Origin of the sequence: Bariatricus sp. HCP28S3_F11 (assembly GCF_052065395.1) — a bacterium.
Lineage (GTDB): Bacteria > Bacillota > Clostridia > Lachnospirales > Lachnospiraceae > Allocoprococcus.
Map to the genome: position 1 here is coordinate 1 of NZ_JBQHUC010000008.1, position 20,698 is coordinate 20,698.

Sequence of the window (20,698 nt, forward strand, 5' to 3'; positions counted from 1 at the left end):
CTCATGCACGGTTTGAGGTGGCAGGCGATGGAAACGGAAACTACCGCGCCATCGCTTGACCCTACCCGAACATGCCCAGGTAGTGGGAAATGTATAGCCGAACAGCAAGGGTGTCCATCGTGAGGTGGAATCTGAAGGAAGCTGCAGGCAAATCTCTGGTCCGACGAACAGAAATCACATATAAGGCTAGGCTACGAGAGATAAGTTGGCTTAATTCAACAAAGTCTAATAACTACCACTTTTGTAGTAGCAGAGTAAATGTGGCGGATATATGGAGAGAAAGAGCGTGCACCTTAAGCGTGGAGGTCTCACAGAGGTTCCATTAGCCTAGTAACAACGAACTGTGAGAAGTCAGCCGAGCCTATAGTAGTGAAGAAGTTTCTGTAATGGAAATGGAGCAAAGGGGCGAACAATCAATAAGTTTGAGTATGTCGCGTATTGCAGAGATGACAACATCTGCCGTAACCAATCGGGTAAAAGGTGGTCAAATCAAGCGAGACGGAAAGGAATGAACTGTTTCTTTGTATCCTTGGAGCGATCGCACAGGATGAAAGCAGAGCCATCAGCGACCGGATCCGTCGGTACTGTATCAAAGTTATTATTTTTCGAATGAACATGAACTCATCATAGAGAGGGAACTATGGGAGCGGGGCAAGATCATGGATGAAGATGTTAAAGTGAAGCGGATAAATCGTTAAGAACATGTGCTGTTTCTTGAATAAAATGGTCTGTTATGATAAGATGGAAACAAATTTATCGGTGGAATGATTGATGAGAATGAAAACGGAAGGAGAAGCTATGAACAACAAATGTTTTAAATATCTCCCGGATGGATCACAGTCCTACCTTTCGCTGAATGATTATATTGTAAGTTTTGATCGTGATTATAATAAGAGTGATTTGCCATCGCTCCGGGCATTGGATGGTATTAAAGGAAGTGATATCTATGCCTATCGTCATCTGGCTGACGAAGTGAGCAGCGAATTTCCTGCTTTTCATGATGTGGAAGATCATAATATTGCAAGTTTTCTGAATGAACAGCTCGTAGAATCCGATGAGAACCGGAAGAAAGCGGAAAGAATTTTGGATCGTCTCAGCCTGGGTCTCGCTTGCATGATCTTTTCCTTAAAAGAAGGAACAGAAGGCCGAAAGAAGAATGAACTTACGGAAGCTGACTGGCGCTTCTGGGAATCTTGTACGCATGTCTTTTTTGTCGGGAGAGTTGCCGCAGGAGAAACCGGAGCATTTCTGGAGCATAAAGTCATGGAATATCTGAAATATTTATCTGAATTTCAGAAAACAAAATGGCAGTTTCCGACGATACGTTTTTGTTGCAATGAGACAGTCAAGACGATTTCTCTGATGGGATGTGCGAAGGCGCAGGGGATTACCGGAGAGACGGTGTATGTCTTTGATTTTGGAAATACAGCGATCAAGCGCGGCAGAGCGATCCGTAAGGGAGAGGATTATGAACTGGCAGAACTCTCGAACCGGCTGCATGAGGATTTCAGCAGTATGCCGGATACGATCGGAACTGCCGAATGTATTCATAAAGTAATCGTAGATACGGTCTGCGATACAATGAAAGCATTCGGGGAGGATTCCGAAAGCTGCGAGGTCAGTATCTGCATGGCTAATAATCTTCTTGATGGGAAGATTGCAGACAGAGGGTACTACAAAAGTCTCAGACTTCTGGCGGAATTTTACGGGGAATATCTGGAAAATGAACTTTCTGAAATTTGCGAAAGACAAGTGACGGTCTTCATTACAAATGATGCCCAGGCAGTCGCAAATCTGTTCGGAACGTATTCGCCGAATGCGGCAGTAGTCACGCTGGGGACCAGAATGGGGATTGCGTATCCATAAAAACGGTCATGAGACCCGGATATCCTTTCACAATTCTATTGATTTTTAGAACAATGTTTAGTATTATAGTTTTTAGTTGTAAAGCATATCAAGATCGGGCTTTGTACCGGTCCAGATATGTCAGGAGGTAACAGTATGAAGGAAATGACAAAGATCGCAGTGGATGCGATGGGTGGAGATAACGCACCGAAGGATATCATAAAAGGTGCAGTCGAAGCTGTGCAGAAGCGCGACGATATTCAGGTAATTCTGACAGGAAAAGAAGAAGTCATAGCAGACGAACTTGCCGGATATACTTACAACAAAGAACAGATCACCATTGTGAACACGACAGAGGTGATTGAAACCGCGGAACCGCCGGTCATGGCGATCCGAAGGAAGAAAGACTCATCCATAGTGGTCGGGCTGAAACTTGTGAAGGAGAAGAAAGCAGACGCGTTTGTTTCGGCAGGAAGCTCCGGAGCAGTGCTGGCCGGAGGGCAGCTTCTGGTAGGACGCATCAAGGGAGTCGAAAGGCCGCCCCTTGCACCGCTGATTCCAACGGAGAAGGGATTTGCTCTTCTGATCGACTGTGGAGCGAATGTGGATGCAAGACCATCGCATCTGGTACAGTTCGCAAAAATGGGTTCCATTTACATGAAACACGTGATGGGTGTCAAGAATCCAAAGGTTGGAATCGTGAATATCGGTGCGGAAGAAGAAAAAGGGAATGCGTTGGTGAAGGAGACATTTCCGCTTTTGAAAGAATGCAGGGATATCAATTTCACGGGAAGTATTGAAGCGAGAGAGATTCCGCATGGTCAGGCCGATGTGATCGTCTGTGAAGCGTTCGTCGGCAATGTTATTCTGAAACTGTACGAAGGAGTCGGTTCTGTTCTGATCAGTAAGATGAAGAAAGGAATGATGACGAGCCTCCGCAGCAAAATTGGCGCACTTCTGGTGAAGCCGGCGCTGAAATCCACGATGAAGGATTTTGATGCCAGTGAATATGGAGGCGCTCCGCTGCTTGGTCTTAACGGACTGGTTGTGAAGACGCATGGAAGTTCCACTTCTAAAGAAGTCTGCAATTCTATTTTACAGTGCGTGACATTTAAGGAACAGCGTATCAATGAAAAAATCAAAGAATGTATTCAGGCTGGTGAAGAACCGGTTAATATGTAAGGAAAGAAAGGGCAACAGTTATGGAATTTGAGAAATTAAAAGAAATTATCGCCGATGTATTAGGATGCAACCCGGATACAATTACTCCGGACACAACATTTGTGGACGATCTGGGAGCAGATTCCTTGGATATTTTCCAGATTATTATGGGAATTGAAGATACTTTTGATATTGAAATTGATAACGAAGATGCGGAGAAGATTGCAACTGTCGGTGACGCAGTTGAGCAGATTAAGAACGCAATTAATTAGGCATAATAAAGGAAAAGCCCGTAATAGGGCTTTTTCTTTTAGAAGAGGATAATATGAGCAGAAATTTAAAAGAATTGGAGAAAAAAATCAGTTACAGTTTTTCGGATGAAGGTCTTCTGAAACATGCGATGACGCACAGCTCTTATGTGAACGAAAAACGCCTGAAAAAGACAGACTGCAATGAAAGGCTGGAATTCCTGGGGGATGCAGTACTGGAACTGGTCTCAAGTGAATATTTATTTTTCGAAAATCCAAAGATGCCGGAAGGGGAGCTGACGAAGCTTCGTGCCAGTATGGTATGTGAAAAGGCGCTTGCTTTCTGTGCGCGTGATCTGGATCTGGGAGATTTCCTTCTGTTGGGAAAGGGAGAAGATGCAACCGGGGGAAGGAAGAGGGATTCAATCACTTCGGATGCGCTGGAGGCCTTGATCGGCGCTATATATCTGGATGGTGGTTTTGCTAATGCAAAAGAGTTCATTTTGAACCATGTGTTAAATGATCTGGAAGGAAAAAGACTCTTTTATGATAGCAAGACTATCTTGCAGGAACTTGTCCAGGGAAATTCAGAGAAGGGAATCTGTTACGAGCTTGTCGGTGAAGTGGGACCGGATCACAATAAATCCTTCCAGATGGAGGTCCGGATCGGGGATACGACTTACGGACAGGGAATCGGCCGCACCAAGAAGGCTGCGGAACAGGAGGCTGCTTATCAGGCGATTTTGAAACTGAAAAACAGAAAGGCTTAGCAGGTGAAGCATGTATTTAAAAAGTATAGAGATACAGGGATTCAAATCGTTTGCGAATAAGATTGTATTTGAGTTTCATAACGGTATTACTGGAATCGTGGGTCCAAACGGGAGCGGAAAGAGCAATGTATCGGATGCCGTTCGTTGGGTTCTTGGAGAACAAAGAGTTAAGCAGCTTCGCGGAGGAAGTATGCAGGACGTTATTTTTTCGGGGACAGAGAACAGGAAACCGCTCAGCTATGCGTCGGTTGCCATTACACTGGATAATTCGGATCATAAACTGCCGGTGGACTTTGAAGAGGTCAAGGTTACGAGAAAACTGTATCGTTCAGGGGAAAGCGAGTATCTGATCAATGGAAGCGCCTGCCGTCTTAAGGATATTAATGAGATGTTCTACGATACGGGTATCGGTAAAGAAGGATATTCGATCATCGGGCAGGGACAGATTGATAAGATTCTGAACGGTAAACCGGAAGAACGAAGAGAACTCTTTGATGAAGCGGCTGGTATCGTAAAGTTTAAACGACGGAAAAATATGTCTCTGAAAAAGCTGGAAGAAGAGCAGCAGAATCTGGTTCGTGTCAATGATATTCTCGGAGAGCTGGAGAAACAGTTCGGGCCTTTGCAGAAACAGGCAGAGACAGCGAAGATTTACTTGAAGAAGAAAGAAGAACTGAAGCGGTACGACATCAATATGTTTCTTATGGAAACGATGCGTCTGAAAGAGCAGATGAAAGATGTGGACCAGAAGCTTACAATTGCAAAGAATGAGCTTGATGAGGCAAATCAGCAGTATGAGGATATGAAGAACGAATACGAGCTCATTGAGAATCAGGTAGATGAGATCGATGCGTCTATTGAGAAGGCAAAGAGTCAGTTGAATGAGACGACACTCTTGAAGCAGCAGCTGGAAGGCCAGATCGAGCTCCTTAAGGAGCAGATCAAGAGTGCCCGCATGAATGATGAACATTATGAGAAGCGGGCCAGAACGATTGATCTCGAACTGGAAGAACGTATAAAACAGAAAAAGACACTGGAAAAAGAACATAAAGAAATCGCAGAGAAGCTGTCTTCGGAAGAGGCAAGGCAGGAACAGGCTAAGACTGTACTTGTTTCAGTTCAGTCCCAGATTGCACAGATCACCGCGAAGATTGAACACCATCAGAATGAAATCATGGAAGTACTGAACGGCCGAGCTTCTACGAAAGCGAAACTCCAGCATTATGATACGATGCTGGAACAGATCAAGGTGCAGAGAGCGCAGCTTTATAAACGACTGGTAGAAGCTGAGAGTGATGCCCAGCGGCATCGTGACGAGCGTAAGATCTATGAGGATGAACTGAGACGCATTTCCCAAAAAATCGTAGATTCTGTGAATAAAGTGAAAGCTTATGAAGCTGATATTGAGAGAATGCAGAAGGAAATTGCGGATAAGAATGAAAAACTCCGGATTGGGCAGACTGCATTTCACAGGGAACAGTCCAGACTTGAGTCTCTGAAAAATATTACCGAACGCTATGATGGATACGGAAACAGCATCCGGAAAGTTATGGAGAAAAAAAGCAGTGTTCCGGGGCTCGTCGGAGTTGTTGCAGATATCATCAAAGTAGATAAAAAATATGAAATCGCTGTCGAGACGGCTCTTGGCGGAAGTATCCAGAACATTGTAACTTCGGATGAAGAAACTGCTAAAGAGATGATCGGTTATCTGAAGAAAAATAAATTCGGACGTGCAACCTTTCTCCCACTGACTGCTATCCGGCCCGGACAGGGAATCGGGAAACCGGAAGTATTAAAAGAAAAAGGTGTGATCGGAACAGCAGACACACTGGTCAGCGTGGAGCCGAAGTTTGAAAAACTTGCAGCTCATCTTCTGGGGCGAACGCTTGTGGTGGACCATATTGATACTGGAATTGCACTTGCAAGGAAATACCATCAGACTTTGCGAATTGTAACTCTGGAAGGAGATCTTATGAACCCGGGCGGTGCTATGAGTGGAGGGGCATTTAAGAACAGCAGCAATCTGCTCAGCAGAAGGCGCGAAATCGAAGAGTTTGAGAAAACAGTACTGCTCCTTGAGAACGAGATGAAGGAAGCACAGGCGGAAGTCGATGCTGCCCGTTCGAAGCGTGCGGAGCTTTATGCTAAAGTAGAAGAAATACAACAAAACCTGCAGAAGGATTATGTCGAACAGAATACTGCAAAAATGAATCTGGATCAGGTGGATGCGAAACAGAAGTACACCAGAGAAAATACAGAAGGCATGCATAAAGAGCGGGAAGAACTGGAACACCGCGTGCATGAAATCGAAGAAAACCAGGAATCTATTCAGGTAGAACTGGAAACCAGTGAGCAATTGGAAAAAGAGCTTTCAACAAAAGTCGATGAACTGCAGATGCAGTTGGAAAAAGAGCGAGCGGAAGAAAGCACTGCCGTACAAAAAAATGAAAATATCCATCTGACTTATGCAGCCCTGGATCAGAAGAATGCATTCATTGAGGAGAATCTGAATCGTATCAGTGAAGAAATTGTGAAATTTGAGGAAGAACTGGCATCCTTAGATGCAAGCAAGGGCGAGAACTCCGGTGAAATTGAAGAGAAAGAAAAGCAGATCGCAGAAATTCGAAAGACCATCGATGATTCAGGAGAACTCTTTACGGAATTGAAAACCCAGATTGAAGAATCGCGTGAAAAACGCGAGAAACTGAATCAGAAGAACAAGGCTTTCCTTGGAAAAAGGGACGAATTGTCGAAACATATGGCAGAACTGGACAAGGAAGTTTTCCGTCTGGACAGCCGGAAAACCGGCTATGAGGAAGCATCTGAAAAACAGATCAATTATATGTGGGAAGAGTATGAACTTACTTACAACAGGGCTCTTGAGATACGAGATGAAAATCTGACAGATCTGTCTATGATGAAGAAGCGGATCCAGGAATTGAAGGCAGAAATTAAAGCACTCGGTTCGGTCAATGTCAATGCAATAGAGGATTTTAAAAATCTTGCGGAACGATATGAGTTCCTGAAAGGTCAGCATGACGATCTGGTCGAAGCGGAGACAACACTTACGAAGATTATCGAGGAACTGGATGAAGCGATGAGAAAACAGTTCACCGAGCAGTTCGGGCGTATCGCGCAGGAATTCAATCAGGTTTTCAAAGAACTATTTGGTGGAGGAAAGGGTACACTGGAGCTGATGGAGGATGAAGATGTTCTGGAAGCGGGCATCCGGATCATCGCACAGCCACCGGGCAAGAAACTGCAGAATATGATGCAGCTTTCCGGTGGAGAGAAGGCGTTGACCGCGATTGCGCTGCTTTTTGCGATCCAGAATCTGAAACCATCGCCCTTCTGTCTGCTGGATGAGATCGAAGCAGCACTGGATGATTCCAATGTAACCAGATTTGCACAGTATTTACATAAACTTACAAAATATACACAGTTCATTGTGATCACGCATCGTAGAGGTACCATGACGGCGGCAGACCGCCTCTACGGTATTACCATGCAGGAGAAAGGCGTGTCTACGCTTGTGTCTGTCGATCTTCTGGAAAATGAACTGGATCAGTAGGAATGGGAGGCATTATATGGCTGAAGAGAAAATGGGATTTTTTAAACGACTTGTGTCCGGGCTTACTAAGACCAGAAACAATATTGTATCGGGCATTGACAGTATTTTCCACGGATTTACCAATATTGACGAAGACTTTTATGAAGAGCTGGAAGAAATTCTGATCATGGGAGATCTGGGAGTAAAGGCCACTTATGCGATTCTTGAGGATCTGCGCAAAAAAGTTAAAGAGCAGCACATCAAAGAGCCGATCGCATGTAAGCAGCTTCTGATCGACAGCATCAAAGAACAGATGTATGTAGGAGAGACGGCTTATGAATTTGAAGAAAGAACATCGGTAGTTCTGGTGATTGGAGTAAATGGGGTTGGCAAGACGACAACCATTGGAAAGCTAGCGGGAAAACTGAGAGACCAGAACAAAAAAGTTGTCCTTGCGGCAGCAGATACATTCCGTGCGGCAGCCGGTGAACAGCTGAGAGAATGGGCAAACCGTTCCGGGGCCGATCTGATCGGCGGGCAGGAAGGAGCGGATCCGGCAGCCATCGTTTATGATGCGGTCCAGGCTGCTAAAGCGAGAAAGGCCGACGTACTGCTGTGTGATACGGCGGGAAGACTTCATAATAAAAAGAATCTGATGGAAGAGCTGAAGAAGATCAATCGTGTGCTGGAGAGAGAATATCCGGAAGCGTACCGCGAGACTCTGGTCGTGCTGGATGGAACGACCGGTCAGAATGCACTTGCACAGGCCAGAGAATTCAGTGAAGTTGCAGACATTACCGGTATCATTCTGACGAAGATGGACGGTACCGCAAAAGGAGGAATTGCCGTTGCGATTCAGGCAGAACTCGGAATACCTGTTAAATATATCGGAGTGGGAGAATCCATTGATGATCTGCAGAAATTTGATTCAGATCAGTTTGTAAACGCTTTATTTACGACAGAAGAAGGAGAAGAGACATGTTAACGTTAGAGAAATTTGAAGAAGCAAGCGAGATTGTAAAACGGGTCACCAAACCTACCAAACTGGTTTACAGTGAGCATTTAAGCGCACAGACCGGAGCTAAAGTATATCTGAAACCGGAAAACATGCAGTATACAGGTGCCTATAAGCTCAGAGGCGCTTATTATAAGATCAGTACCTTGTCAGAGGAAGAACGCGCCAGAGGACTGATCGCTGCATCCGCAGGAAACCACGCACAGGGTGTCGCATATGCCGCAAAAGCCTTTGGATGTAAGGCTACCATCGTTATGCCGACCGTTACCCCACTCATCAAAGTCAATCGTACCAAGAGTTACGGAGCGGAAGTGATACTTCACGGAGATGTCTATGATGATGCCTGTGCAAAGGCTTATGAGCTGGCGGAGGAGCACGGCTATACATTTGTTCATCCGTTTGATGATCTTGATGTTGCAACAGGACAGGGAACGATCGCGATGGAAATCGTGCAGGAACTTCCGACGGTCGATTATATCTTTGTGCCGATCGGCGGAGGCGGACTGATCACGGGTATTTCTACACTTGCGAAAATGCTGAATCCTAAGATCAAAGTGATCGGTGTGGAACCGGCAGCAGCAGCCAGTATGAAAGCGGCCGTAGCGGCAGGCCATGTTGTGACTCTTCCGAGCGCAAATACGATCGCAGATGGTACCGCTGTAAAAACAGTTGGTGAAAAGACGCTTCAGTATGTTATGGAAAATGTAGACGATATCCTTACAGTAGAAGATGATGAACTGGTCGGTGCATTCCTTGATATGGTCGAGAATCACAAAATGGTTGTCGAAAACTCAGGACTTCTTTCTGTGGCTGCTTTAAAACAGATGGATCTGACAGGCAAAAAGGTTGTTTGTATCTTAAGCGGCGGTAATATGGATGTCATTACCATGTCATCCATCGTACAGCATGGATTGATTCAGAGAGACCGTATTTTTTCTGTATCCGTACTTCTTCCGGATAAACCGGGTGAACTTGTGCGCGTCGCAAAGACAATTGCTGATGAACAGGGAAATGTAATTAAACTGGAGCATAATCAGTTTGTCAGCATTAATCGAAATGCTGCCGTTGAACTCAGAGTCACCATGGAAGCATTTGGAACGGAACACAAAAACAGAATTATTCAGGCATTGGAGCGAGAAGGATTCCGTCCTAAAACAATCAGTGCCAAACTCTATTAGATAAGGGATGAGAATCATGAAACAAGGCAGAATGCCGAAAGTCGGTGAGTGTTACAGACATTTTAAAGGGAATCGTTATCGCGTACTTGCAATTGCAAAGCATACAGAGCGTGCAGAAGAGCTTGTCGTCTATGAAGGACTTTACGGAGAACATCCGGTATTTGCACGACCTTTGGAAATGTTTCTGGAGCAGGTCGATAAGAGAAAATTCCCGGATGCAGATCAGGAATATCGGTTTGAACTGGAGGAAGAGACCGCAGTGGCGGATGAGGAGGAACAGAGTCTGATCATGCGATTTCTTGATCTGAGCAGCAACGAAGAAAAACTGCGGTTCCTTCAAAAATATAAAACAGAACTCACAGATGAATTCCTTTCCGCCGCTGCGCAGAGTATGGATTTTACAGAAAATGCACAGACGATGGAAATGCGATACCAGCAGTTGGTAAAATACATCAAGACATTGATGAAGTATGAAAAACGGATGTAGCAGAAAAAATAATCTAGCCTATTGACAATAAATGTATCGTTGTATACAATGATACAAAAATGGGCCAGGTTTACTTGGGTCAGATTTTATATTGACCCCAACAAAAAATATAGTTTTCAGGAGCAGAATTATGGATAAATATTCACTGAGGGGACAGGTTTTTCAGGAGATCCGCGAGGACATTCTGAAAGGCAAATTTAAGGAAAATGAAGAATTACGAGAAGCAACACTGGGTAAGGAACTTGGAGTCAGCAGGACGCCGGTTCGGGAAGCACTCCGTCAGCTGGAGCTGGAGGGGCTGGTTCACATTATTCCGAACAAAGGGGCCTATGTGACGGGCATTACGGAGAAGGACGTGCATGATATTTATATGACGCGTTCCATGCTTGAAGGCCTATGTGCACGTTGGGCGGCTGAGCACATTTCAGAGGAGCAGATTCAGGAAATGGAAGAAGTCCTGCTTCTTACAGAATACCACTTGGATCGTGGAAATGCCGAACAGCTTGCAGAACTTGACGGAAAGTTTCATGAGGTTCTTTATGACGCAAGTCAGAGCCGGATACTCAGACATATTCTTTCTGATTTTCATAAATATGTTCAGGTGGCAAGAAAACGATCCGTGAAGAAAGAAGACAGGGCAAAAAAATCTCTGGAAGAACACCGGGAGATCCTGAATGCACTACGGACCGGAGATGCGGACCGTGCAGAAGAACTGGCACATATTCATATCCTGAATGTTATGGAGAATCTTCATATTGAGCAGGAATAACAGGCAAAAGAAAGGAAGAGTAAGCATGAGCAAGATTCAGATGACGACACCAATTGTTGAGATGGACGGAGATGAGATGACAAGGATCCTGTGGAAGATGATCAAGGAGCATCTTCTTCTTCCGTATATTGATTTGAAGACAGAATATTATGATCTGGGCCTGAAACACAGAGACGAGACAAACGATCAGGTTACTGTGGATTCTGCAATCGCAACGAAGAAATATAAGGTTGCAGTAAAATGTGCAACGATCACTCCGAACGCAGCCCGTGTGAAAGAGTATAATCTGAAAGAAATGTGGAAGAGCCCGAATGGAACCATTCGTGCGATCCTTGACGGTACTGTATTCCGTGCACCCATCGTTGTAAAAGGAATTGAACCTTGTGTAAAGAACTGGAAAAAGCCGATCACGATTGCAAGACATGCTTACGGGGATGTTTACAAAGGTTCTGAAATGAAGATCCCGGGTGCCGGAAAGGTAGAACTGGTTTATACCGCAGAGGACGGAACCGAGACGAGAGAGCTGGTTCATAATTTTACCGGATCCGGAATTGTTCAGGGCATGCATAATATTGATCAGTCAATCGAGAGTTTTGCAAGAAGCTGTTTTAACTATGCACTGGATACGAAACAGGATCTCTGGTTTGCAACGAAAGATACGATTTCCAAGAAATACGACCATACCTTTAAAGATATTTTTCAGGAGATTTTTGATGCAGATTACAAAGAGAAGTTTGAAGAAGCCGGAATCGAGTATTTCTATACGCTGATCGACGATGCCGTAGCACGTGTGATGAAGTCTGAAGGCGGTTATATCTGGGCATGTAAGAACTATGACGGTGATGTGATGAGTGACATGGTTTCTTCCGCATTCGGATCACTGGCCATGATGACTTCCGTGCTGGTATCTCCGGAAGGATACTATGAATATGAGGCAGCACACGGAACGGTACAGCGGCACTATTACAAGCACCTGAAAGGAGAAGAAACATCTACTAACTCCGTGGCAACGATCTTTGCATGGACGGGGGCACTCAGAAAACGTGGTGAGATGGATGGAAATCAGGAGCTGATGGATTTTGCCGATAAGCTGGAAAAGGCAACGATCGATACAATTGAAAGCGGAAATATGACTAAAGATCTTGCACTGATCACGACGCTTCCAAATCCGACTGTATTGAACAGCGAAGATTTTATCAAAGCGATCGCTGAGAGATTGTAAATAAAAACAGGAAAAACGCGCCGATAAGGCGCGTTTTTAACAGTTATTCAGCCAGCTCTTCCCATTTTTCATAGAGCTCTTCCAGCTCTTCTTCATTTGCAGCCTTTTCCTTTGCCAGTTCCTGACACCGGACGGAATTGGTATAGATTTCTTCCTGCATAAGAAGCGTATCGATCTCCTGGTTTCGTTCTTCCAGCCGGGTAATGCGTTCTTCCGTCTTTTTCAGTTCGTTCTGACGCTTCCGGATTCTTGCTTGTTCTTCTTTCTGTTCCTGCCAGCTCATTTTGGACTGGGACATTGAAGAAGTGCCTTCATTCGTAGATTGCTTGTCTGAAATATTGCCACCGGCGTATGCCGTCGTGAGTTCCTCTTTCTTTTCGAGATAGTAATCGTAGTTTCCAATATAATTTACAAAAGTATGGTTCACCAGGTCAAGAATACGCGTGGCTGTCTGGTTGATGAAATAACGGTCATGGGACACATAAAGTACGGTTCCGGTGTACTCATTCAATGCATTTTCCAAAATTTCTTTCGAAGCGATGTCCAGGTGGTTCGTAGGCTCGTCCAAAATCAGGAAGTTCGCCTCGGAGAGCATCAGCTTTGCAAGAGATACTCGTCCGCGTTCTCCGCCGCTCAAATCACCGATCATCTTAAATACATCATCGCCTGTGAATAAAAATGCAGCTAGAACATTCCGGATCTGTGTATTCGTAAGTGTCGGATAATCATCGGAGATCTCTTCAAAGATCGTTTTTTCCATGTGAAGTACGTGATGTTCCTGATCGTAGTAACCGATATGTACATTGGTTCCCAGTGTAAAGCTTCCCGAATCCGCCGCGATCACATTGTTCAAAATCTTAAGCAGTGTCGTTTTCCCTGTTCCGTTATCGCCTACGATGGCTACATGTTCACCTCGCTTAATCTCGAAGCTGACATCCTGAAAAAGGACCTGGGGAGCAAATGATTTTCCAAGGCCTTCAACGCGAAGCACGTCGTTCCCGCTCACACAGGAAGGCTCCAGGCTTAAATGAATATCGGTATTCAGCTCAACCGGTTTTTCAACAGGTGTGATTTTGTTTAACAGCTTTTCCCGGCTTTCCGCACGTCGGATTGATTTCTCCCGATTGAAGGAACGAAGCTTTTCGATGACTGCCTCCTGATGCTTGATTTCCCGTTGCTGATTCAGATATTCTTTCAGCCTTGCGTCTCTGAGCTGCTGTTTCTTCTGGGCATAATCTGAATAATTTCCCATATATGTCATCAGTGTACCGCTTTCAATCTCCAGCACTTTCGTTACGACACGATTCAAAAAATAACGGTCGTGGGAGACGATGAGCACTGCACCGGAGTAATTCAGCAGGTAGTTCTCAAGCCATGCGATTGAATTCATATCCAAGTGATTGGTAGGCTCATCCAGCAGTAAAATATCCGGTTTCGTCAGCAGAAGTTTGCCGAGGGAAACACGTGTCTTCTGGCCGCCGGAAAGGGCGTCCACCGGTTTCTGAAATTCATCCTCAGTAAACCCAAGGCCTTTAAGAACACCGACCAGTTCGCTTTTATAAGAATAGCCGTCAGCACGTTCAAATGCAGCGGTAAGTCTATGATAAGTGTCAAGTTTCATCTGAAGTGCGTCACCGGTCAGCGTACTGATTTCCAGTTCCAGTGCACGAATCTGACGTTCCATTTCGATAATCTCAGATTTGGCGGTGCGGACTTCTTCGTAAATGGTATTCCCGCTCATCAGGTCCTGGTGCTGGGCAAGATAGCCCATTGTTTTTCCTTTGGTAAGAATTACATCACCGTCATCACTATTCAATTCACCGACGATCATTTTCAAAATTGTGGATTTCCCGGCGCCGTTCAGACCGACCAGCGCCGCTTTCTCACGGTCTTCTATATGAAAGGAGCCTTTATTCACAATAACCTGCTCCCCAAAGGATTTCGTTAAATTGTGGCATGCCAGTATCATTTTCAAACCTCCTTATACTGTAGAAATAGGTACTGTCTACCTCATTATATCGGAAATACAATAAAAAACAACTATTAAGTTTGACTTTTTTATGTCATTTTTATATAATGAAATTTAGAATAAGAATGGAAGGTGGATGTCAGGTGGAAGAAAGAGAAATATCTCAGGCAGTAATCAGAAGACTTCCGAGATACTATCGTTATCTTGGCGAATTGCTGGAACACGGTGTGGAACGAATATCCTCCAACGATTTGAGCAAGAGAATGAAAGTAACTGCATCCCAGATTCGTCAGGACCTTAATAATTTTGGTGGATTTGGACAACAGGGATACGGGTATAATGTAAAATACTTATATACGGAAATAGGGAAAATTCTGGGACTGGACAACCAACATAACATGGTCATTATCGGTGCCGGTAATCTTGGACAGGCACTGGCTAATTATGCAGCATTTGAAAAAAGAGGTTTTGTATTAAAAGGATTATTTGACGTGAATCCACGACTTGTGGGAATTACGATCCGCGGTGTGGAGATCCGGATGATGGATGAACTGAGTGATTTTATTCAGAAGAATGATATTGAAATCGGAGTACTTGCGATTCCGAAGACAAGAGCCATAGATGTTGCGAATGTTCTGGTTGATAATGGTGTGCGGGCGATCTGGAATTTTGCACATACAGATTTGAATCTTCCGGATAATATTATTGTTGAGAACGTGCATTTATCGGAGAGTCTGATGAGACTTTCATACAATATAACACGTTATAATATGGAACATACAGATAATTCATAATTCGACAGAATGTGTTACACACATTTTGCCTGAATCGGCGTAATGAGAGAAGAGTTCCGGCTGCGGGGCTCTTTATTGCGTATTGGAAGGTGAGAATATGAAATATATATTGACGGCTAAACAGATGAAAGCGGCGGACGGAAGAATGATCCATGAGATCGGGATTCCTTCGCTGGTACTGATGGAACGTGCGGCGCTTCAGTGTATGGCTGCAATGAAAGAAGAGCAGATTGATCTGTCCTATGCACTGGTGGTATGCGGCTCCGGCAACAACGGTGGAGACGGATTCGCGGTGGCAAGACTGCTTGCCGAAGAAGGAAAAAGGGTCGATGTGTGTTTTGCCGGAAAATTGGAATCCAGGAGTGAAGAAACGAAGCAGCAGATGCATATTCTGGAAAATCTGGGCGTGTCTGTAGGAAACACTTTACCGGAGAAGGAATATAGTGTTATTATAGATGCCGTATTTGGAATCGGGCTTTGCCGAAATATCGAAGGACATTACCAGAATGTGATTGAACAAATGAACCGGTATCAGGGATACAAAGTTGCGATTGATACTCCGTCCGGAATTTCCGCTGACACCGGGGAAGTACTGGGATGTGCGTTCCGGGCTGATTTGACAGTCACGTTTGCATACGCTAAGGCAGGTCAGGTTTTCTTTCCGGGTTCCGAGTATGCGGGGAAAGTACTGGTAAAGGATATCGGCATTACGGATCCGGGCTTTGAAAACCGGGACGATCTTTATTTTATGCTGGAAAAACAGGATGTGATTTCCAGGATGCCGGAGAGAAAGCCGGATTCCAATAAAGGAAGCTATGGAAGGGTTCTTCTTATTGCCGGAAGTAGGGGAATGTCGGGGGCAGCGTACTTAAGTGCCCATGCGGCGTACATGGTAGGCGCAGGCCTTGTACGGATATACACGGAAGAATCCAACAGACAGATTCTTCAGCAGCTTCTGCCGGAAGCTATTATCACGACTTATGATGAGATGGCCTTAGATTGTTTCCGGGAACTTCCAGATCTGCTTCAATGGGCAGATGTGGTCTGCATCGGATGCGGACTTGGAATTTCAGAGTATTCGCGGAGACTTTTTAAAATGACGCTGGAAATGAACCGGAAGCCGTGTGTGATTGATGCGGACGGTCTCAATCTTCTTGCGGAATTTACCGAAGAAGAGCGAAGAAAATGGGCGCGCCAGAAAGAACAGTATGTGCTGACACCTCATATGAAAGAAATGTCAAGATTGACAGGATATCCTGTTGCAGAACTAAAGAATCATAGGAACGCTCTTCTACGTGAGTTTGTTGAAAAAATGCAGGTCGTTTGTGCCATGAAAGACAGCAGAACACTCGTCGCAGCTTGCGGACATCCGACGTTTCTGAATTCATCCGGAAATGCAGCAATGGCGAAGGCCGGTTCCGGTGACGTGCTGGCAGGAACGATTGCCGGCCTGATGGCTCAGAACCTCCCGACTTTTGACGCGGCTGTGTTGGGAGTATATCTGCACGGCCTTGCCGGAGATACGGCAAGAGAAGAATGTGGATCCTACAGTGTGCTTGCTGAAGATCTCATCCGGGGGCTTGGCAGAACACTAAAAACTTTGGAGGAAAACTTGAAATGAAGACATATAACAGACTGCGTGCAGTGATCGATCTTGATGCAGTAATGTATAACATGCAAATGATGTATCGTAATATTAAAAACGATGCGCGGATGATCGTTGTCGTGAAAACGGACGGATACGGACATGGTGCCGTACCGATTGCAGAAATGTTAGAAGATGTGGAGTACGTATGGGGATATGCTGTGGCAACATTGGAAGAAGGGATCCTGCTTCGAAAAGCTGGGATTGGAAAACCGATTCTTTGCCTCGGATGCATTTTCCCGGATCAGATGGAAGCGATGATTCGGCATCAGATCCGTATGACGGTCTATGACGGTGAACTGGCAGCTCTGGCATCGGCAAAAGCAGAAGAACTGGGAATGAATGCAATCTTTCATATTAAGATTGATACCGGAATGTCCAGACTCGGATTTGCGCCGGATGACGTAAGCGTGAACGCAATCGAAAAGATCAGTCATCTTCCATGTGTAGAGCTGGAAGGAATGTTTACACATTTTTCGCGGGCTGATGAGAAAAATAAGGAGATCACAGATCAGCAATTTACTTCATATATCCGGGTTAAAGAAGAACTGGAGAAAAGGGGTATCCATTTTCCACTACTTCATGTATCAAACAGTGCTGCGATCATCGATCAGCCGGAATTGAATCTGAATCTTGTGAGAGCGGGCATATCTACTTACGGTATGTACCCTTCTGAAGAAGTGAGAAAAGATTCGGTTCCATTGAAACCGGCTATGGAATTGATTTCCCATATCACATATTTGAAATGGATTGAAAAAGGGACTGCCGTCAGCTATGGTGGAACCTTTGTAGCGGATCGGAGAATGCAGATTGCAACAGTACCGGCCGGGTACGGTGACGGGTATCCCAGGAGTCTGTCCAATAAAGGATATGTTTTGATTCATGGGAAGAAAGCGCCGATCGTTGGAAGAGTCTGCATGGACCAGTTCATGGTTGACGTGACAGATATTCCTAATGTGAAGTTTGAAGATAAGGTTACCCTGATTGGTGAAAATGAAGGGGTGTATCTTCCGGTTGAAACGTTAAGTGAATTATCCGGAAGGTTTAATTATGAATTTGTCTGTGACATCAATAAACGTGTTCCCCGGGAATATATTCGCGGCGGAGAGGTAGTAAGGCAGATAGATTATTTTGAATAGAATATTATAAGAATGAAAAGTATGCATGGAATACTTCTGATGAAAGATGGGAATACTTCTTGTATCTTGAAATCGGAGAGTGAATGAAGTGCAGGTAAGACGTGGAGATATCTATTATGCAGATTTAAGTCCGGTAGTCGGCTCAGAACAAGGAGGCATCCGTCCGGTGCTGATCATCCAGAACGATATAGGCAACAGGCACAGCCCAACTGTAATTTGTGCAGCTATAACATCCCGAATGAATAAGGCAAAACTGCCTACACATGTTGAAATCGATTCGGGACGGTACAAAATCGTGAAGGATTCTGTAGTCCTGCTGGAGCAGATACGCACAATCGACAAGCAGCGACTGAAAGATTTAGTCTGTCATGTGGACCGGGAACTGATGAGAAAAGTTGATGAGGCATTGTGTGTCAGTCTGATGCTTCATACATAGTAAAGGAGAAACTGAAATAATTATGGAAGAAGGCAATAGTTTACTTCAGAAAATGAGAAGAGTCTTTTCGGAAAATGAAGATCAGGAGCGGGTGGCTGAAGAAATTATAGAGAAGATTGAGGAAGGCTATCAGAAAGGTGTTCTTGCAAAGCGCGAAATGAAGATGATCTGTAATGTTTTCGGATATATGGATTCTGAAGCAAAAGATATCATGACCCATCGTAAAAATATTGTGGGCCTGGACGGAAATACAACACTTTCAGATGCAATCAGATTTATTCTTGAAGAGAATAATTCCAGGTTTCCGGTCTATGAGGAGGATATTGACAATATTATCGGGATCGTCCATCTCAGAGATGCCATGAAATGTTATCTGGATGATTCTTTAAGAAATGTCCGGATCAAGGATCTGAAAGAGATCATCCGGCCGGTAAGCTTTGTCCCTGAGACAAAAAGTATCGATAAGTTGTTTCAGCAGATGCAGAAAGACAAACGGCATATGGTCATCGTTCTCGATGAATACGGACAGACCGTGGGAATTGTTACGATGGAGGATATCATCGAAGAGATCGTCGGCAATATTCAGGATGAATATGATGAAGAAGAGGAGCTGATCACAAGTCAGCCGGACGGTACATATATCGTAGACGGAATGGCACAGCTTGAAGATCTGGAAGAAATACTGGGCATTAATTTTGAAGAAGAGGATTATGACACGATCAATGGTTATCTGATCGATTGCCTTGACAGAATTCCCTCTGAAGACGAAAAATGCACGGTACAATTTGAAGGATATGTGTTCCAGGTACTGTCAGTTGATAACAATACCATCCGCAAAGTACGGATTATGAAGATGAAGTAACAGTTGGTTCTTGTCAGGAACCGAAAAGAGTGCTAAAATAAAATGATTAATATTTTAGTGAATACTATACGAACAGAGAGGTAAATACAATGTCTGGACATTCAAAGTTTGCGAATATCAAGCATAAAAAAGAAAAAAATGATGCTGCGAAGGGAAAAATCTTCACGAAGATCGGCCGTGAGATTGCAGTTGCTGTAAAGGAAGGCGGCGGAGCTGATCCTGCAAATAACAGCAGACTTCGAGATGCAATAGCAAAAGCAAAGGCAAATAATATGCCGAATGACAATATCGAACGAAGCATCAAGAAAGCAGCGGGAGATGGAGACGCGAACAATTATGAACATATCGTTTATGAAGGATATGGCCCGAACGGTACAGCAATCATTGTCGATGCGCTGACTGACAATCGTAACCGTACCGCGTCAAATGTACGAAGCGCTTTTACGAAAGGAAAAGGCAATATCGGAACCTCCGGCTGCGTTTCCTTCATGTTTGACAAGAAGGGACAGATCATTATCGATAAGGAAGAATGTGAACTGGATGCGGATGATCTGATGATGCAGGCACTGGATGCAGGTGCAGAAGATTTCTCAGAGGAAGAAGACAGCTTTGAGATCCTTACTTCACCGGATGATTTCAGTGAGGTCCGTCTTGCACTTGAGGAAGCAGGAATCCCGATGGCAAGTGCGGAGGTGACCATGATCCCGCAGACATGGGTGACACTGGAAAGTGAAGAAGATATCAAAAATATTCAGAAGACCTTAGATCTTCTTGAGGATGATGACGACGTGCAGGAAGTGTACCACAACTGGGAAGAATAATTCCGGAACGGAGGAATCAGATATGACTCATAACACAAAGGAAGAACTGGAGAGATTGTTCGAACTGGCTGTTCCTCTTGCGAAGGAATTTAACAAACGTACATATTCTGATTTGTTCCAGAGCAAATATGAGGAATTTAAGCCCCTTTTTGATGCAATCGAACGGGAGTGTGCAGAAGCTGATAATCCGGATGAGGCGGTGGAAGAGGTAGCATCCGTGATTCCCGATGCCATGCATCAGATTCTGGAAAAAGCCGGATCCAAACGTAAGAAAGAACAAATTCTGATGAATTACAATATGGGAATGGTGTCTTTCATTATCCCGATGATGCGTTACGGCAGGACACCTGTGTGTGAGAAAGTCGTAGACCGTATGATTGTTTTGTGGAACGATAACGGGCTGGAGATGGATCTTGGCAAATCATCATATGAAGATATTGAGGGCGGATTCAAAGCACGGATGTGCTATATAACCACTGCAGTCTGTGAGGGCCTCGGCAAGCCGGATCATTGTTATGAACTGGAAACACTGAGAAATTACCGTGACGGATATCTGGCAAATTCCGAAGGTGGTATGCAGATCATTCGAGAATACTATGATATAGCGCCGACTATTGTTAAGAGGCTTGGACGCAGCACAGATGCGGGAGAGGTTTATCTGGAAATCTGGAAACAGTATCTTGAACCATGTGTCAGGCTGATAGAGGATGGAAAACCGGCAGAGTGTAAGGAAGTGTACATCGATATGGTACGCACTCTGAAGACAAAATATTTATATTCTTAGGGG

The 20,698-nt window shown here is 44.6% G+C and carries 18 protein-coding genes; 17 read left to right on the plus strand and 1 reads right to left on the minus strand.

All coding sequences use genetic code 11. From position 1 onward, the window contains the following. Positions 1–771: 771 nt before the first annotated feature. The 10 genes from ACTNBR_RS05555 (at position 772) to ACTNBR_RS05600 (ending at position 12,245) form a co-directional block, all read left to right on the plus strand. Positions 772–1,866, plus strand: coding sequence for a hypothetical protein (locus ACTNBR_RS05555; protein WP_441016972.1), 1,095 nt, complete (start codon positions 772–774; stop codon positions 1,864–1,866). Positions 1,867–2,001: 135 nt separating this feature from the next. Continuing rightward, positions 2,002–3,027 carry a phosphate acyltransferase PlsX gene (gene plsX, locus ACTNBR_RS05560; protein ID WP_441016975.1) on the plus strand — a complete coding sequence of 342 codons (1,026 nt, stop codon included), beginning with the start codon at positions 2,002–2,004 and terminating at the stop codon, positions 3,025–3,027. Positions 3,028–3,047: 20 nt separating this feature from the next. Next, positions 3,048–3,278, plus strand: coding sequence for an acyl carrier protein (gene acpP / locus ACTNBR_RS05565; RefSeq protein WP_427806495.1), 231 nt, complete (start codon positions 3,048–3,050; stop codon positions 3,276–3,278). A 53-nt stretch (positions 3,279–3,331) separates the two neighbouring features. Further along, positions 3,332–4,024: a ribonuclease III gene (gene rnc / locus ACTNBR_RS05570; RefSeq protein ID WP_441016978.1), complete on the plus strand. Its 693-nt coding sequence runs from the start codon at positions 3,332–3,334 to the stop codon at positions 4,022–4,024. Positions 4,025–4,034: 10 nt separating this feature from the next. Next, entirely contained in the window at positions 4,035–7,595 is a 3,561-nt protein-coding gene (gene smc, locus ACTNBR_RS05575) for a chromosome segregation protein SMC (RefSeq protein WP_441016981.1), read from the plus strand. A 16-nt stretch (positions 7,596–7,611) separates the two neighbouring features. Beyond that, on the plus strand, positions 7,612–8,559 hold the full coding sequence (gene ftsY / locus ACTNBR_RS05580; protein ID WP_427806498.1) for a signal recognition particle-docking protein FtsY: 948 nt from the start codon (positions 7,612–7,614) through the stop codon (positions 8,557–8,559). Continuing rightward, positions 8,553–9,767 carry a threonine ammonia-lyase gene (ilvA, locus tag ACTNBR_RS05585; protein WP_441016984.1) on the plus strand — a complete coding sequence of 405 codons (1,215 nt, stop codon included), beginning with the start codon at positions 8,553–8,555 and terminating at the stop codon, positions 9,765–9,767. Before ftsY ends, ilvA begins: the two co-directional genes overlap by 7 nt. 16 nt (positions 9,768–9,783) lie before the next feature. Next, entirely contained in the window at positions 9,784–10,254 is a 471-nt protein-coding gene (locus tag ACTNBR_RS05590; protein WP_427819800.1) for a DUF1653 domain-containing protein, read from the plus strand. Between the two features lie 130 nt (positions 10,255–10,384). Continuing rightward, a complete protein-coding gene (locus tag ACTNBR_RS05595) occupies positions 10,385–11,023 on the plus strand; it encodes a GntR family transcriptional regulator (RefSeq protein WP_427819801.1) in 639 nt (212 codons plus the stop codon). 25 nt (positions 11,024–11,048) lie between these two features. Then, positions 11,049–12,245 (plus strand): NADP-dependent isocitrate dehydrogenase, encoded by a 1,197-nt coding sequence (locus tag ACTNBR_RS05600; protein WP_441016987.1) that lies wholly within the window; start codon positions 11,049–11,051, stop codon positions 12,243–12,245. Between the two features lie 43 nt (positions 12,246–12,288). On the opposite strand, the gene ACTNBR_RS05605 is transcribed toward ACTNBR_RS05600, so the two are convergent. Further along, on the minus strand, positions 12,289–14,214 hold the full coding sequence (locus ACTNBR_RS05605; RefSeq protein WP_441016990.1) for an ABC-F family ATP-binding cassette domain-containing protein: 1,926 nt from the start codon (positions 14,212–14,214) through the stop codon (positions 12,289–12,291). A gap of 143 nt (positions 14,215–14,357) precedes the next feature. On the opposite strand from ACTNBR_RS05605, the gene ACTNBR_RS05610 reads away from it, so the two are divergent. The 7 genes from ACTNBR_RS05610 (at position 14,358) to ACTNBR_RS05640 (ending at position 20,695) form a co-directional block, all read left to right on the plus strand. Next, complete coding sequence (locus tag ACTNBR_RS05610; RefSeq protein ID WP_427806504.1) at positions 14,358–15,008, plus strand: redox-sensing transcriptional repressor Rex; 651 nt, start codon at positions 14,358–14,360, stop codon at positions 15,006–15,008. Between the two features lie 97 nt (positions 15,009–15,105). Further along, entirely contained in the window at positions 15,106–16,629 is a 1,524-nt protein-coding gene (locus tag ACTNBR_RS05615) for an NAD(P)H-hydrate dehydratase (protein WP_441016993.1), read from the plus strand. Continuing rightward, positions 16,626–17,792 (plus strand): alanine racemase, encoded by a 1,167-nt coding sequence (gene alr, locus ACTNBR_RS05620; protein WP_427806506.1) that lies wholly within the window; start codon positions 16,626–16,628, stop codon positions 17,790–17,792. The genes ACTNBR_RS05615 and alr overlap by 4 nt, the downstream gene beginning before the upstream one ends. Before the next feature lie 88 nt (positions 17,793–17,880). Beyond that, positions 17,881–18,228 carry a type II toxin-antitoxin system PemK/MazF family toxin gene (locus ACTNBR_RS05625; protein WP_427806611.1) on the plus strand — a complete coding sequence of 116 codons (348 nt, stop codon included), beginning with the start codon at positions 17,881–17,883 and terminating at the stop codon, positions 18,226–18,228. Between the two features lie 22 nt (positions 18,229–18,250). Further along, positions 18,251–19,090, plus strand: a complete 840-nt coding sequence (locus ACTNBR_RS05630; protein WP_427819805.1) for a hemolysin family protein — start codon at positions 18,251–18,253, stop codon at positions 19,088–19,090. An 89-nt stretch (positions 19,091–19,179) separates the two neighbouring features. Beyond that, positions 19,180–19,911 carry a YebC/PmpR family DNA-binding transcriptional regulator gene (locus tag ACTNBR_RS05635; RefSeq protein ID WP_427806508.1) on the plus strand — a complete coding sequence of 244 codons (732 nt, stop codon included), beginning with the start codon at positions 19,180–19,182 and terminating at the stop codon, positions 19,909–19,911. 22 nt (positions 19,912–19,933) lie between these two features. Further along, positions 19,934–20,695: a CFI-box-CTERM domain-containing protein gene (locus tag ACTNBR_RS05640; RefSeq protein WP_427806509.1), complete on the plus strand. Its 762-nt coding sequence runs from the start codon at positions 19,934–19,936 to the stop codon at positions 20,693–20,695. Positions 20,696–20,698: the final 3 nt, after the last annotated feature.

Coding starts and splice junctions, on each gene's coding strand:
- ACTNBR_RS05555 (WP_441016972.1), top strand. CDS start 772: ATGAGAATGAAAACGGAAGGAGAAGCTATGAACAACAAATGTTTTAAA.
- plsX (WP_441016975.1), top strand. CDS start 2,002: ATGAAGGAAATGACAAAGATCGCAGTGGATGCGATGGGTGGAGATAAC.
- acpP (WP_427806495.1), top strand. CDS start 3,048: ATGGAATTTGAGAAATTAAAAGAAATTATCGCCGATGTATTAGGATGC.
- rnc (WP_441016978.1), top strand. CDS start 3,332: ATGAGCAGAAATTTAAAAGAATTGGAGAAAAAAATCAGTTACAGTTTT.
- smc (WP_441016981.1), top strand. CDS start 4,035: ATGTATTTAAAAAGTATAGAGATACAGGGATTCAAATCGTTTGCGAAT.
- ftsY (WP_427806498.1), top strand. CDS start 7,612: ATGGCTGAAGAGAAAATGGGATTTTTTAAACGACTTGTGTCCGGGCTT.
- ilvA (WP_441016984.1), top strand. CDS start 8,553: ATGTTAACGTTAGAGAAATTTGAAGAAGCAAGCGAGATTGTAAAACGG.
- ACTNBR_RS05590 (WP_427819800.1), top strand. CDS start 9,784: ATGAAACAAGGCAGAATGCCGAAAGTCGGTGAGTGTTACAGACATTTT.
- ACTNBR_RS05595 (WP_427819801.1), top strand. CDS start 10,385: ATGGATAAATATTCACTGAGGGGACAGGTTTTTCAGGAGATCCGCGAG.
- ACTNBR_RS05600 (WP_441016987.1), top strand. CDS start 11,049: ATGAGCAAGATTCAGATGACGACACCAATTGTTGAGATGGACGGAGAT.
- ACTNBR_RS05605 (WP_441016990.1), bottom strand. CDS start 14,214: ATGATACTGGCATGCCACAATTTAACGAAATCCTTTGGGGAGCAGGTT.
- ACTNBR_RS05615 (WP_441016993.1), top strand. CDS start 15,106: ATGAAATATATATTGACGGCTAAACAGATGAAAGCGGCGGACGGAAGA.
- alr (WP_427806506.1), top strand. CDS start 16,626: ATGAAGACATATAACAGACTGCGTGCAGTGATCGATCTTGATGCAGTA.
- ACTNBR_RS05630 (WP_427819805.1), top strand. CDS start 18,251: ATGGAAGAAGGCAATAGTTTACTTCAGAAAATGAGAAGAGTCTTTTCG.
- ACTNBR_RS05635 (WP_427806508.1), top strand. CDS start 19,180: ATGTCTGGACATTCAAAGTTTGCGAATATCAAGCATAAAAAAGAAAAA.
- ACTNBR_RS05640 (WP_427806509.1), top strand. CDS start 19,934: ATGACTCATAACACAAAGGAAGAACTGGAGAGATTGTTCGAACTGGCT.